A 12,814-nucleotide genomic window follows, 5' to 3' on the forward strand; every position below is an offset into this window, starting at 1 on the left:
GCGCCCGATGAACACCATCGACATCAACCCGCCCCCTGCCGGCTCACCCTCGTCGGCCTACGGCGTCCACTCCGAGGTCGGCCGCCTGCGCAAGGTCCTGGTCTGCGCGCCGGGCCTGGCACACCAGCGCCTCACCCCGTCCAACTCGGCCGACCTGCTGTTCGACGACGTCCTGTGGGTGGAGCGCGCCCAGCAGGACCACGCCGACTTCGTGGCCGAGCTCCGCAGCCGCGACGTCGACGTCGTCGAGCTGCACGCTCTGCTCGCGGAGACGCTCCGTGTGGCCGGCGCCCGCGACTGGCTCCTTGACCGCAAGATCGTCCCGGAGATCGTGGGCAACGGACTGGTCGACGCGACACGCGAGTACCTCGAGTCCCTGCCCGAGCACGAGCTCGCCCGGTACCTGATCGGCGGCCTCGCCGTCGCCGACGTGCCCGAGCTGCCGCCGGGCTTCCGCGCGCTCGCGGACATGAGCCCCGACGCGCGTGAGTACCTCATGCCGCCGCTGCCGAACACCCTCTTCACGCGGGACACCACGTGCTGGATCTACGGCGGCCTCACGCTCAACCCCCTGTACTGGCAGGCGCGCCGCGACGAGACCCTGCTCATGAAGGCTGTCTACGCGTTCCACCCCGACTTCGTGGGCAGCCGCGTGTGGTGGGGCGACCCTGAGACCAGCCACGGCGAGGCCACCTTCGAAGGCGGCGACATCATGCCGATCGGCAACGGCACCGTCCTGATGGGCATGAGCGAGCGCACCTCGCGCCAGGCGATCACCCAGGTGGCGGCGTCGCTGTTCGAGCAGGGCGCCGCCGAGCAGATAGTGGTCGCCGGCATGCCCCGGCTGCGTGCGGCCATGCACCTGGACACGATCATGACGTTCGTCGACGTCGACACCGTCACCGTCTATCCGCGGATCGTGGACCGCGTGCACCCGTTCGTGCTGCGCCCGGACCCCGGTCCGCTCGGGGTCTCGGTGACCGACGCCGGCGGGTCTTCCTTCCTCGATGTCGTGGGGCAGACCTCCGGTCTGGGCGAGCTGCGGGTCATCGAGACGGGCGGCGACGTGTACGAGTCGGAGCGCCAGCAGTGGGACAGCGGCAACAACTCCGTCGCCGTCGAGCCCGGTGTGGTGTTCACCTACGACCGGAACACCACCACCAACGACCTGCTGCGCAAGGCCGGCGTCGAGGTGATCGAGATCGCGGGCGGGGAGCTCGGCCGCGGTCGGGGCGGCGGCCACTGCATGACGTGCCCGATCATCCGGGAGCCCGTCAGCTGGTAGGCATGCGGCGGCGCGACACGCCGTGGCGTCGCGCCACGCCGGAAACTTGATGCATCCTTGGGTTGCAGTTCCGGAAAAGCCATAGACGCTACCAAGTCCTCGTTGTACCTTTCTTCACACACGGACTTCGCGCCGTGGCGGCCGGTTGTGTGTCTGCACCTCCTGCCGGAGCACCGATACGAGTCAGATCCGAACAAGACGGAAGGACGAGATCCACGATGGTCCGCACCAGCGTTGCACTCCAGGCCTCAGGCCTGTGCACGGTCAGTGCTGCCACCGCTTCGTCCTTCCCGACCACTGCACAGCACCTGCGGGACGGCCGTGAGGCCATACGAGGCGCCATACGCCGCTGATCCGGTTCTGCCGGACCAGTGAACGTGAGCCGCCTCGGGATGTCTGTTCCCGGGCGGCTCTTGTCGTCCCGGGACCGGACAGCACACAGCACGACCCGAACGACCAGCGAAGAACGAGAGCGAAGAACGAGAGCGAAGAACGAGAAGGACAAGCTCACCGGAAGGAGCAGGCCCGTGGCCGACGTCCTAGTCCTCAATGCCGGCTACGAGCCGCTGCACCGGGTATCGGTCCGGCATGCCATCCACATGCTCGTGCGCGAGGTCGCGGTCGTCGAGGAGGCGGTCGACGGCCGCTCCTTCGGGCCGTTCCCCTTACCGCGCGTGCTCCGGCTGGTCCGGTACGTCACGATGCGGTGGCTCTACAAGTCGGGCGGGGCGCCCGCGTGCACCAAGCAGGGTGTCAAGCGGCGCGACGGCCTGTGCGCGTACTGCGGCGGCCCCGCCGAGACCGTGGACCACATCCTGCCGCGCTCGCGCGGAGGCCCATCGACGTGGATGAACCTCGTGGCAGCGTGCTACCCGTGCAACTCGCACAAGGCAGACCGCACGCCGGCGGAGGCGGGCATGGTGCTCCACGTGACGCCACACGTTCCACGCGCCGAGTACGCGCGCGCCATCCGGCACCGGGCGGCCCGGGCCGCCTAGGTGCAGCTGGGGCATGCTGCGGTCGGCAAAGGGTCAGGAGGTCGGCAACTCAGGTTGCCGACCTCCTGACCTTTTGCCGATCCCGCGGGTCTACAGCGCGCCCGCCAGCAGCTCGAGGGTCTGGGTGCGGCCAGGGGTCGCGTCCATCGGCTCCCCGTCGCGCGAACCGGCGACGGGCACGAGCATGACCTCCTCGACGCCGTGCCGCTCGGCCAGCCCACGCACCTCTGCGGCCACCTGGGCCCCGTCGCCGATCAGCCAGCGGGCCCGCATCGACTCGATCGACTGGGCGAACGCACCGTCGGCCGGTTCGCCGGCCGTGGCACGCACGGCCTCCTCGACGGTCTCGAGCGCGCCCAGCTTCTGGCCGGAGCGCAGCTTGGCCATCTGCCGCAGCTGCGGCAGCGCACGCTCGTGCGCGTCGTCGGACGTCGGCGCGACCACCGCGTTGGCCGTGAGGAACGTGCGCGGCTCCGGGTGCTCCGCGGAGGGGCGGTAGCCGTCGCGGTACAGGCCGAGGATCTGGTCCATGCCCTGGCCGGAGAAGTGGTTGGCGAACACGTAGGGCAGACCCAGCTCCGCGGCGAGGCGCGCCGAGTAGTCGCTGGAGCCCAGCAGCCACACGGTCGGTACGCCCGCGGCGGCGGGCGTCGCCCGCACGTCGTAGATCTCGCCGGAGGTAAGTCGCAGCTGGGCGCCGTCGGGCCCCATGAGGCTCAGGATGTCGGTGACGTGCTGCGGGAAGCGGTCGACGTCCGCCGTCGGACCGGTGGCCCGTAGCAGCGACGTGATCACCGGGTCGCTGCCCGGCGCGCGGCCGATGCCGAGGTCGATCCGCCCCGGAGCGACGGCCTCGAGGGCCGCGAACTGCTCCGCCACGACCAGCGGGGCGTGGTTCGGCAGCATCACGCCGCCCGACCCGACCCGGATGCGCGAGGTCCGCGCGGCGGCGGCCGCGATCATGACCGGCGGCGACGACGCCGCCACGGCGGCCATGTTGTGGTGCTCCGCGAACCAGTAGCGCTCCAAGCCGAGGCGGTCGGCGAGGACCGCCAGCTCGAGCGAGGCCGCCAGGGCCTGAGCGCTGGTCTGGCCCGAGCGGACGGGCACGAGGTCAAGGACGGACAAGCGTGGCGTGGTATTCATCGCCTCTGACAACCGTTCCGCGCCCCGGCATGTTCCGGGCACGGCAGGCCGCTCCTGTATCACCCACGCGATGTCCCTGGTATCGCGTGAGGTCATGGCGCCCACCCCCTCGGGCCTGACATGATCGCGAGGTGTCTGTTGATGTGCGCGCCGCGACCGACGACGACGTCGATGCCGTGGTCGACCTTTTCCGTCAGTACCTCAGGTTCTACGACCAGGAGGTGCCCGACGCCGAAGCGCGCGCCTATCTGACCGCCCGCCGCGATGCGGGCGACAGCGTGCTGCTCGTCGCAGTACTGGAACCGGAGGGCAGCGAGCCCGAGGCCTCGGCCGCGGGCCGCGGCGTGGTCGGGTTCGCGCAGAGCTACCCCACCTGGTCGTCCGTGAGCCTGAGCCAGTCGTGGGTCCTCAACGACCTGTTCGTCTCGCCCGCCGCGCGCGGGACCGGCGCCGGGCGCGCCCTGGTGCAGGACACGTGCCGCCGCGCCAAGGACGCCGGTGCGGTCCGCGTGTCGCTGGCCACCGCGTGGGACAACGTCGCGGCGCAGGGGCTGTACGAGTCGGAGGGCTTCGTGCGCGAGGAGCACTTCCACCGCTACGCCTACGTGACGGGCGCCTGACCGCTCCGACTCGTTGCCGGGAAGGTGCGTTCGGCCTGCTCAGGCCGCTGGGCGCGCCATCGCGGCCGGTGTCGGTGACCCACGCTAGGGTTTCCTCCGGCCGGGGACGAACCCGGTCGGACAGGCCACCGAACACGTCGGGGAGACCCGGGAACTGGAGCGCACACCACCATGATGGGAGGCAACCACGCCGCGACGGGAGCCGCGGCCTGGGTAGCAGTCACCGCGTCGACGCCGATCGCCTTCGGCTGGTACCCGGGAGTCACTGACACCGGAGTCATCGCGGGTGCCCTCGTCTGTGCCGGGGCCGCACTGCTGCCCGACGCCGACCATCACTCCGGCACGATCGCGAACTCGCTGTCGCCCGTCTCGGACGTCGTGGTCAAGGGAATCGAGGCCGTGTCCGGCGGGCACCGCAAGGGCACGCACTCGATCCTCGGTGTCGCGGTGTTCACGGCGATCGCCTGGGGCCTCAGCCTCCTGAGCATCGACACCGGCAACGAGCAGCTCGGGACGATCCTCATCGGCCCCGGCATCATGTGCGTGCTGCTCGTGGCGTTCGCGCTCAAGGCGCTCAAGATCACGCGGGACACGAAGATCCTGCCGTGGACCACCTCCATCACGCTGGCGGTCCTCATCGCGATCTTCGCGCCGGAGGAGTGGTACTGGATGCCGTTCAGCGTGGCGCTCGGCTGCATCGTGCACATTCTCGGCGACATGATCACCACCGCCGGCGTGCCGCTCCTGTGGCCGCTGAAGTTCAAGTCCCCGTACTGGATGCGCAACAAGCGTGGCATCGAGCTCGACTGGATGTGGCGGTCCGGCGGAAACATCGCCATCCCGATCCTCGGGAACGCCGGCTCCGTGCGCGAGTGGATCTTCCTCGTGCCGGTGTCGCTGTACGCGGTCGTCGGGATCCTGTGGGCGTTCCTGAACGAGATGGGTTACGACACCATGGCGGTCTGGAACCAGATCGTGGCGATCTTTCCCTCCTGACCCGCACCCGTCGGCGTCGAGTGCGGGATCTTCGCCCTGACAGATCCCGCACTCGACGGCTCCGGTGGGTCAGAGGCCGCCCGCTACCGCGGCGCCCGCAGCGAGCCAGGCCCTGCGGGTGTCCGTGCGGAGGGCGCCGTAGCGCAGGTGGCCGTCGACCATCGCGGGGTCGAACGGGATGGTCACCACCTCGCGGGCCAGCGACCGGTACCCGTCGGCGACCTTCTCCAGCTCGCTGGCCGGTTCCTTCTGGTCGGCCTGGCTCACCACGACGACCGCCTGCTGCGCCAGGTACGCCGAGCGTCCGTCGCGGGTCGCGAGCGCCTCGAGCAGCAGAGCGCCGGCCTCCGCGTGGTCGTCGCGCGTGGTGGTGGCCACCACGAGCTGGTCGGTGAGGTCGATCATCCGCTGCCACATCGGGTCCGACTCGTCGTTGCCGGAGTCGATGAGGATCATCCGGTAGTACTTCGACAGCACGGAGTGGATCGCGTCCACGTCCTGCGGCTCGATCCGCTGCTCGTTCGCCATGGCGATCGGCTTGGACCGCAGCACGTCGAACCGGTCGCGTGTCTGGTGGTGCACGTACCGCGCGAGGTCTGCGGCCTGCGCCGACGGGCCCAGGAGCCGATCCGTCTGCGGCAGCAGGTCCAGCAGCGTGGACTCGTGCGGCCCCTGCTCCGTACGCCAGCCCAGCGTGCCGCGCGTCTGGTTGTTGTCCCACGTCACGACACCCGCGCCGCCGAACTGCGCGAAGACCGCGGCCAGCAGCACGGTCGACGGCGTCTTGCCCGCGCCGCCCTTGCCGTTTACCACCGAGATGGTGCGCGGACCGGGCCAGTGCTGGCTGACGGCGCGCTCGTCGGCCCGCTCGGCCCGCTCCGACTCGCTCGGCCCGACGCGGATGCCGATGCGGGTGAGCATGCCCCGGACGCCTCGCGTGGCCGGGTCCTCGTCCTGCTGGTGCGTGAGGAACGACTCCCGCGCCTCGCGTCGTGAGCGCGGCGCGTCCCCCTCGGCCGCCGGCGTCGGCTCCGACGGCGGCGCGGACAGGCTGCCACCCATGCTCCCGGCAGCCGGCACCGCGTCCACCGGCCCGGACACGGGGCTCAGCACACTGCCCGTCGTGCTGCTCGCCATGCTGCTGGGCATGCTGCTCGCGAGGCCGGAGGCGCCGCCCTTGGTGCCGTCGGTGGCGCTCTCGCGTACCCAGTCGGCCACCCCGGAACCGTTCGTCGGCTCGACGACAGCCCCGGCGGACGACGTGGCACCCGGCGCCTCGGGCGTCCGCGCGACACGACGCACCGTGTCTTCGGGGTCGGTCTCGGCCGCGGCGTCGCGCGGGTCGGAACCGGCAGCCCCGCCCGCGAGACCTGCCCCGGTCACGCCGGAGACCCGGGTCGCGTCGGGGTCGGCCGGTGGCCCGCCCCGCGGGGGCAGGTCCACGACCGGCGCGCCCTCGAACACCGGCCCCGGCGCCGTCTGCTCCGCCATCGGGCCGGGCGGCACCTGCGGCGTCGGGGACGACGCCGGCGCCTGTGGCGTCGGTGAGGACGCCGGCGCAAGCTCGTCCTCCTCCGGCACCACCGTCCCGTCCGGGTGCACGATCAGGTTCCAGAGCCCCTCGGGGCCCGTCGCCGAGGCCCGTACGGGCCGGCCGACCTTCGCGGCGTTCTCCGTCACCCGGCGCAGCACCTCCACACGCGCCTCTTCCAGGCTGCCCGTGGCGATGGGGTGGAACGTCCCGTCGATCGTCACCTCACCGGAACCGTCTTCCCGGACGATCGCGTCGATCCGGGGCCAGCGGGGCACGGTGTCAGAGCTCATGCGTTTCCTCCGAAGTTCCTGGGTAGGCGGCTCGCGTGGTTCGCCCCCGAGGTAAGGGTCGGACATGTTCGTCCGGCTGGCCACCCCAACGGGGCAATCACCCCACCTGGTAGGTTCTCGCGCAAACAGGTGTCGAAACCGGGACCACTACCGAGGAGCCTCCGCGTGTCCGACGAGCCCACCCGCCGAATGCCTCCGGCGGATGACCCTACGCAGATCCAGCGGCCGCCCGCTCGTCCTGGTCGTCCGGGTGCGCAGCCCGATGCCCCGTCATCGTATGCCGCGACCCAGCGTTTCGACCCGATCCGCGACGGACAGGCTCCCGAAGCCGCCTGGCCGGCGCAGGGCAGCGGGGACCACACCCAGGTGATGCCGCCGGCGGGCACGCCGCAGGGCGGTGCCGGCTACGGCGACCACACCCAGGTGATCCCGCCCTCCGGGATACCACAGCCCGACCACGGGCGTGACTTCCGGGCCGCGACCCCGCCGCCCGCGCGGCCGTACCGCCCGCACGAGACGGCGCAGCCCACCCAGGCCTACGCGCCAGGCGCCTTTCCCGGCGACCAGGGCTACGGGCAGGGCCAGGGCGGGTACGGCCAGGCGCAGCCCTACGACCAGGGATACAACCCGCAGGCGCCCCAGCCGACGCCGCCGGCCCCGGCGCCTCGCCGGGACCGGGACCGGGGCGACGACTCGTCCGGTGGCGGTGCGATGGCGGGCGCCGTCCTTGCGTGGATCCCGCGGATCCTGCTCGCGCTCAGCGTCTACCAGCTCGTCCGGCTGATCCCTGGGTTCGACGTCATGCCGGACGTCTCTCAGTTCCCGCTGTTCCGGGGCATCGGCGACGGCGTGCTCAGCATGCTCAACCTCAACCCCGAATGGTCCGACCAGGCGGCGAACCTGACGATCCCGGTGCTCGGGATCGCGCTCGCCGGGCTGTTCAACACGATCCGGTCGCTCGGCACGTCGCTGGCGATCTGGCCGTACGCCCTCGCGACCATCGCGTGGATCGTGGTGTTCGCCGTCGGTGGCATCATCGGCTACGCCCAGGACGCCACCGCTGACATGCAGCAGAACGTCCAGCAGAACGTCCAGGAGTCGGTGGACGAGAGCGTCGAGGACGCGAAGGACGACGCACGGAAGTCCGTCGAGGAGCAGGTCGAGCAAGGCGTCGAGGACGCCAAGCAGAACGCGACCGAGAACCTCGAGGACGCCCTGCCCGGCGGGAACGGCTAGCAGGTCACAGGTCGGGGACGTTGCCGACCGGTGCGGCAGGACGCTGATAGATTTTCTCAGGTCCAGCCGGTAGTTCCGGTGCGCTGCTGAGGAGTTCTTGCTTGTCCGACCAGACCACCCGCATGACGGCCGTCAACCCCACCGGTCAGCCGGTCCAGGGTGGCGACCGCACCGCTGCCGTGCCGCCGCCGCCAGCGCCCACGCGGGTCGTCGCGCCGGCTCCTGGGCTGACCGGGCCACCGCCTACCGCAGCGACGGAGATCGTCCAGCCTTCCGGGGCCACGCGGGGTCAGGCCGCGCGACAGGCCGCCACTCCAGCGCGCCCGGTCGCGGGGCACACAGGTGGCGCGCACTCCACGCCCCCGCGGATCCCGGCCACCGGCGAGACCCTCGGCCCCTACCAGCTGCTCGGCTCTCTCGGCCACGGCGGGTTCGCCCACGTGTACCGCGCCACGGGGCAGGGTGGCGAGGTCGCGCTCAAGGTGCTGACGAACTCGGAGCACGACTCGCTGGACCGGTTCGTCGGCGAGGCGGCTCTGCTGGAACGGCTCGCCGGTCGCGGGTTCCCCCAGCTCGTCACCGCCGACCTGCAGTCCCCCACGCCATGGTTCGCCATGGAGCTCGTACCGGGTCCCACCCTGGCCCAGCAGGTGGCAGCGGACGGGCCGATGCCGCCGCTCGAGGTGCTGCGCGTGGCCGACGACGTGCTCGACGCGCTCGCGGTGCTCCAGGAGGAGCACTTCCTGCACCGCGACGTGAAGCCGGCCAACATCATCGCCGCGCCCGACCGTTACGTGCTCATCGACCTCGGCATCGCCAAGGGGCACGGCACGAGCACCTCGACGCACGCGGCCGGCACCATCTCGTACATGGCGCCGGAGCTGTTCGTGCGCAAGCCGCACGCCCGCTCCGACGTGTACAGCCTCGGCCTGCTGCTGATCTTCCTCGCCACGGGCGAGCTGCCCAACGACCTCAACTTCGCGGGCCGTGACCTGACGGCGGCCGACGTCGGCCCCGTCGACCGGCGACTGCTGCCGCTCGTCCTCGCGATGACCCGGCACCGGCCGGAGGACCGCCCGCCGCTGCACAACCTGTCGCGCACCGTCGCCCAGCTCGCGTCGGACGGCGCGGGGCTCGACCCGATGCTGCTCGCGGCCGCCGACGTCACCACGATCGAGCGTGGCCTCGTCACGGAGGTGCTGACCGCCGGCGCGGCGGCCGCCGCCGTCGTCGCGCCCACCAGCGTGCTGGCGAGCAACCCGGTGCGGCAGGGCGAACCCGTCACCAACCTGGTCTACGACCAGCAGCTCATGGGCCGCCTGCACCAGGTGCACGGCGACGGCTTCGACGGCGCGGCGGAGGAGGTCATCTCCGTCTACCTGTCCGCCGTCGGGCCGCAGCGCGCGGGCGGGCGGGCGCCCGCCGAGGTCAAGGACTACCTGTGGGCCGCGATGCGCTGGGCGCCGGCCTTCACGCCAGAGGGTTACGCGGACACGTACGACGGCTGGGTCGCCTACCGGCAGCGCCACGGCCTTCCGCTCCCCGGCGTCCCGACGTCGACCACGCCACGGCGCCAGGCCGGCGACCCGGCCCAGCGCAGGACACCGGCCACGAACCAGCAGGCCACGCAGGTGGCACCCGCGTTCCGTCCGGGCCCTGTGCCGGGCGCTCGTCCGGCGCAGACCACGGCGCCTGCGCCGGCGCAGCGGCCCGCCGCACCGGGCAGCACGCAGCCGAGCGCCCCGGTCCAGCCCCCCGTTCCGCCGGCCGCACCGACGCCGCGTCGCGAGGACCGCGACGCCCGCGACGACAAGCGCCGAGAGTCCGGCGGCCTCGGGGCCGTCGCGACGATCATCGGGTGGGTCCCGCGCATCCTGCTCGCCCTCGCGGTCTACCAGCTGGTGCGCCTCGTCCCGGGCTTCGACGTGATGCCGAGCGCGGCCGGGCTGCCGCTGTTCGCAGCGCTCGGCGACCTCGCCGTGACGATGCTGAACCTCGACGCGGTGTGGGCACCCCGCATGGCCGAGCTGTCGATCCCTCTGCTGGGCATCGTGACCTCCGCCGTCGTCAACCTCTTCCGGGCGGTGCGCACCCGGCGCGGCGGGCGCACGTGGCCGTTCTGGCTCGTCGTCGTGGTGTGGGTGATCGTGATCGCCGTGCAGGGTGTGGTCGGCTACGCGCAGCAGGCCACGCAGAACGCACGCGAGTCCTTCGAGCAGCAGCGCGAGCAGATCCAGGACGACCTCGAGCAGGGCGTCCAGGACACCACGGAGGACGTCCGCGACTCGCTGTGGGAGTCGTTCGAGAACGCGCTCCCCTGGAGCTGAGCCTCCAGCTCCCCCACCTCGCGGAGGCCCGAACGCGACCACAGGCAACCCGTTGTGCACAGGGCACCGCTGACCGCCGCGTTCCAGCCGCGCTGCTGGTGCACTCGTGGCATGAACGTCACACCGTCCGCTCGCGACGTAGCGGTTCCACCCGTCCTCCTCGCCGGCGAACGCGACAGGAATCAGCTGGCCCTGGACCGTCGGCGGGGCTCTCTCGTCCGGATCAGGCGGGGCGCGTACTGGCACCCCCTGGAGGCGCTCGTCATCGTCGACTCGGCGCTCAGGCTGGGCGCCCGGCGGGAAGACCTCCTGACACTGCTCGGGGCACGCGCGGGCCGACGCGGCATCCGACAGGCTCTGCTGGTCGTCGAGCTGGGTGAAGCCGGTGCACAGTCCGCGTGGGAGACCTGGGTCCGCTACGAGATCCTGCATGCCGGCCTGCCCCGGCCCACCACTCAGATGGCGGTCCGCCGACCTGACTGGGTCACGACCTCGAAGGCGAGCGCAGATAAAACACGTGCGGTGCGCAGCGCAGGCGTGCCATGCTCGTCGCACGGTCACCGAGCCACCCCTCGAGGCACTCGATGACCGGCCAACAGCAGGCCCCCGGACGACGCGTCCGGGATCAGGCACTCGGGGAGTGCGGACAGGAAGGAGGCGGTCATGGACGACGTCGTTCGCGCGGCTGCCTTCGCGGCAGCAGACGCCACTGTCACCAGGAGCACCCGGGACTGATCCGGCTGTGCTCCGGTATCAAGGAGCACTGTCTTGCCCCGTTTTCCCGAAGCACCGAAGAAGCCCGCCCTGGTCCGCGCAGCGAACAGGAACGGCACGTCATCCGCCCGATCGGCCCCGGAGCGAGCTCCCGAGGTCTGGGACCTCGAGCGCGGGACCGCCCGTCGCGCTCTGGTCGGCCGCGACGACCTGGAAGGCCCGCACCCGAGCAGGCTCCGCCGGGAGCCGACCGGGCCCGGCGGCAGCCATGGCGACGGCGCCGACGTCCAGCCCGACCCCACCCAGCCCGGTCCCGGCCAGCGCTGGTCCACCTGGCGGTCCGTCGCCAAGGGCCAGCGCGGTCCCGACCCCCAGCCGGACTGGCTGGTCACCCGCGACGCCGCTCTCGACACCGAGCTCGGCATCCTCAAGACCGGCAAGGAGGCGGACGCCTTCCTGGTGGAGCGCGCCGTCCCTCTCGGAGCCGGCCCGGCGCCAGCTCCCGCATCGGGCGAGGCGGACGCCGAACGCTGCCTCCTGGTGGCCAAGCGGTACCGCAGCCTGGACCACGGCCAGTTCCACCGCGGCACCGAGTACACCGAGGGCCGCCGGGTCCGCCGCACGCGCGACCAGCGCGCCATGGAGGACCGCAAGTCCGCGTGGGGCCGCGCGGTCTCGGCCACCCAGTGGGCCGACGCCGAGTTCGTCGCGCTGCGCGATCTCTGGTCGGCCGGGGCTCCGGTGCCCTACCCGGTGCAGATCGACGGCACCGAGGTGCTCATGGAGTTCGTGGGCACCGAGGTGACCGACGACGCCGGCCGGACCCAGGCCGTCGCGGCACCCCGGCTCACGAGGGAGCGTCCCTCGGACGACCTGCTGGAGTCGTACTGGGAGCAGCTGAGGCACGGCATGGCCGTGCTGGCCCGGCTCGGTTTCGCCCACGGCGACCTGTCGCCGTACAACATCCTGGCCGACGGCGAGCGGCTGGTCATCATCGACCTGCCGCAGGTCGTGGACCTGGCGTCCAACCCGTTCGCGAGCGAGGTGCTGCTGCGCGACTGCCGCACGGTGTGCACCTGGTTCGCGGCGCGGGGGCTCGACGTCGACCCGGAGGCCCTGTTCGCCGACCTGCTGGCGCAGGCCTTCTGACCCGAGGCCGGTCCGGTCACCCTGCCGGGGTGACCGGGCCGCAGGTCCAGGAGGAGAACACCAGGTCGGTCTGCACGCGGCCCACCTCGCCGCGGGCCGTGAGGTCGAGGACCAGGCGCTGCAGCTCGTCGGTGTCGGCGCAGGCCACGTGGATCAGGAAATCGTCAGGACCGGACACGTGGTGCACGGCTCGCGTCTGCGGGAGCCGCCGCACCCACTCGACGAACGGGCCCAGCAGGGGCCGGGAGTGCGTGGTCAGCCGCACCATCAGCATGGCCTGGAGCCCGCGCCCGACGGCGGCCGGGTCGATCTCGGCCCGGTACCCGCGGATCACCCCGGCGTTCTGCAGGCGCTGGGTCCTGGCCAGGCAGGTCGACGGCGCGACGCCGACCCGCTGGGCGAGCACCTTGTTGGACAGCCGGCCGTCCTTCTGCAGCTCGTCGATGAGCGCACGGTCGACCGAATCGAGGATCACGTTCTGGGCCATGCTCCGAATTTCTAGCATGCCCGGCATCAATC

General features: G+C 71.9%; 11 protein-coding genes. 8 read left to right on the forward strand and 3 right to left on the reverse strand.

The window, feature by feature from the left end:
- The first annotated feature begins 7 nt into the window (after positions 1-7).
- Positions 8-1,285, forward strand: a complete 1,278-nt coding sequence (locus tag ACFS27_RS18560) for an arginine deiminase (RefSeq protein WP_377185772.1) — start codon at positions 8-10, stop codon at positions 1,283-1,285.
- 527 nt (positions 1,286-1,812) lie between these two features.
- On the forward strand, positions 1,813-2,283 hold the full coding sequence (locus ACFS27_RS18565) for an HNH endonuclease (RefSeq protein WP_357475089.1): 471 nt from the start codon (positions 1,813-1,815) through the stop codon (positions 2,281-2,283).
- Positions 2,284-2,373: 90 nt separating this feature from the next.
- Here the strand turns inward: ACFS27_RS18565 and ACFS27_RS18570 are convergent, their stop codons facing one another.
- A complete protein-coding gene (locus tag ACFS27_RS18570; RefSeq protein ID WP_377185774.1) occupies positions 2,374-3,429 on the reverse strand; it encodes an LLM class flavin-dependent oxidoreductase in 1,056 nt (351 codons plus the stop codon).
- A 131-nt stretch (positions 3,430-3,560) separates the two neighbouring features.
- Between ACFS27_RS18570 and ACFS27_RS18575 the strand changes: the two genes are divergently transcribed.
- Positions 3,561-4,049: a GNAT family N-acetyltransferase gene (locus ACFS27_RS18575; RefSeq protein ID WP_377185776.1), complete on the forward strand. Its 489-nt coding sequence runs from the start codon at positions 3,561-3,563 to the stop codon at positions 4,047-4,049.
- 174 nt (positions 4,050-4,223) lie between these two features.
- Positions 4,224-5,045 carry a metal-dependent hydrolase gene (locus ACFS27_RS18580; protein ID WP_377185778.1) on the forward strand — a complete coding sequence of 274 codons (822 nt, stop codon included), beginning with the start codon at positions 4,224-4,226 and terminating at the stop codon, positions 5,043-5,045.
- Between the two features lie 69 nt (positions 5,046-5,114).
- Here the strand turns inward: ACFS27_RS18580 and ACFS27_RS18585 are convergent, their stop codons facing one another.
- Positions 5,115-6,869, reverse strand: a complete 1,755-nt coding sequence (locus tag ACFS27_RS18585; RefSeq protein ID WP_377185780.1) for an ATPase — start codon at positions 6,867-6,869, stop codon at positions 5,115-5,117.
- A 165-nt stretch (positions 6,870-7,034) separates the two neighbouring features.
- Here ACFS27_RS18585 and ACFS27_RS18590 point away from each other — a divergent pair, with 165 nt between their 5' ends.
- The 4 genes from ACFS27_RS18590 to ACFS27_RS18605 all read left to right on the forward strand — a co-directional run bounded on the left by ACFS27_RS18590 (position 7,035) and on the right by ACFS27_RS18605 (position 12,295).
- The gene (locus ACFS27_RS18590; RefSeq protein ID WP_377185782.1) at positions 7,035-8,105 is read left to right on the forward strand and encodes a hypothetical protein; all 1,071 of its coding nucleotides are present in this window, start codon (positions 7,035-7,037) and stop codon (positions 8,103-8,105) included.
- A 101-nt stretch (positions 8,106-8,206) separates the two neighbouring features.
- Positions 8,207-10,432: a serine/threonine-protein kinase gene (locus ACFS27_RS18595; protein WP_377185784.1), complete on the forward strand. Its 2,226-nt coding sequence runs from the start codon at positions 8,207-8,209 to the stop codon at positions 10,430-10,432.
- A 111-nt stretch (positions 10,433-10,543) separates the two neighbouring features.
- Positions 10,544-11,020, forward strand: coding sequence for a hypothetical protein (locus tag ACFS27_RS18600; RefSeq protein ID WP_377185786.1), 477 nt, complete (start codon positions 10,544-10,546; stop codon positions 11,018-11,020).
- Between the two features lie 180 nt (positions 11,021-11,200).
- Positions 11,201-12,295: a serine protein kinase RIO gene (locus ACFS27_RS18605; RefSeq protein WP_377185788.1), complete on the forward strand. Its 1,095-nt coding sequence runs from the start codon at positions 11,201-11,203 to the stop codon at positions 12,293-12,295.
- Positions 12,296-12,311: 16 nt separating this feature from the next.
- Here the strand turns inward: ACFS27_RS18605 and ACFS27_RS18610 are convergent, their stop codons facing one another.
- A complete protein-coding gene (locus ACFS27_RS18610) occupies positions 12,312-12,782 on the reverse strand; it encodes an Lrp/AsnC family transcriptional regulator (protein WP_377185790.1) in 471 nt (156 codons plus the stop codon).
- Positions 12,783-12,814: the final 32 nt, after the last annotated feature.

Source organism: Promicromonospora vindobonensis (assembly GCF_042685865.1).
GTDB classification, from domain to species: domain Bacteria; phylum Actinomycetota; class Actinomycetes; order Actinomycetales; family Cellulomonadaceae; genus Promicromonospora; species Promicromonospora vindobonensis.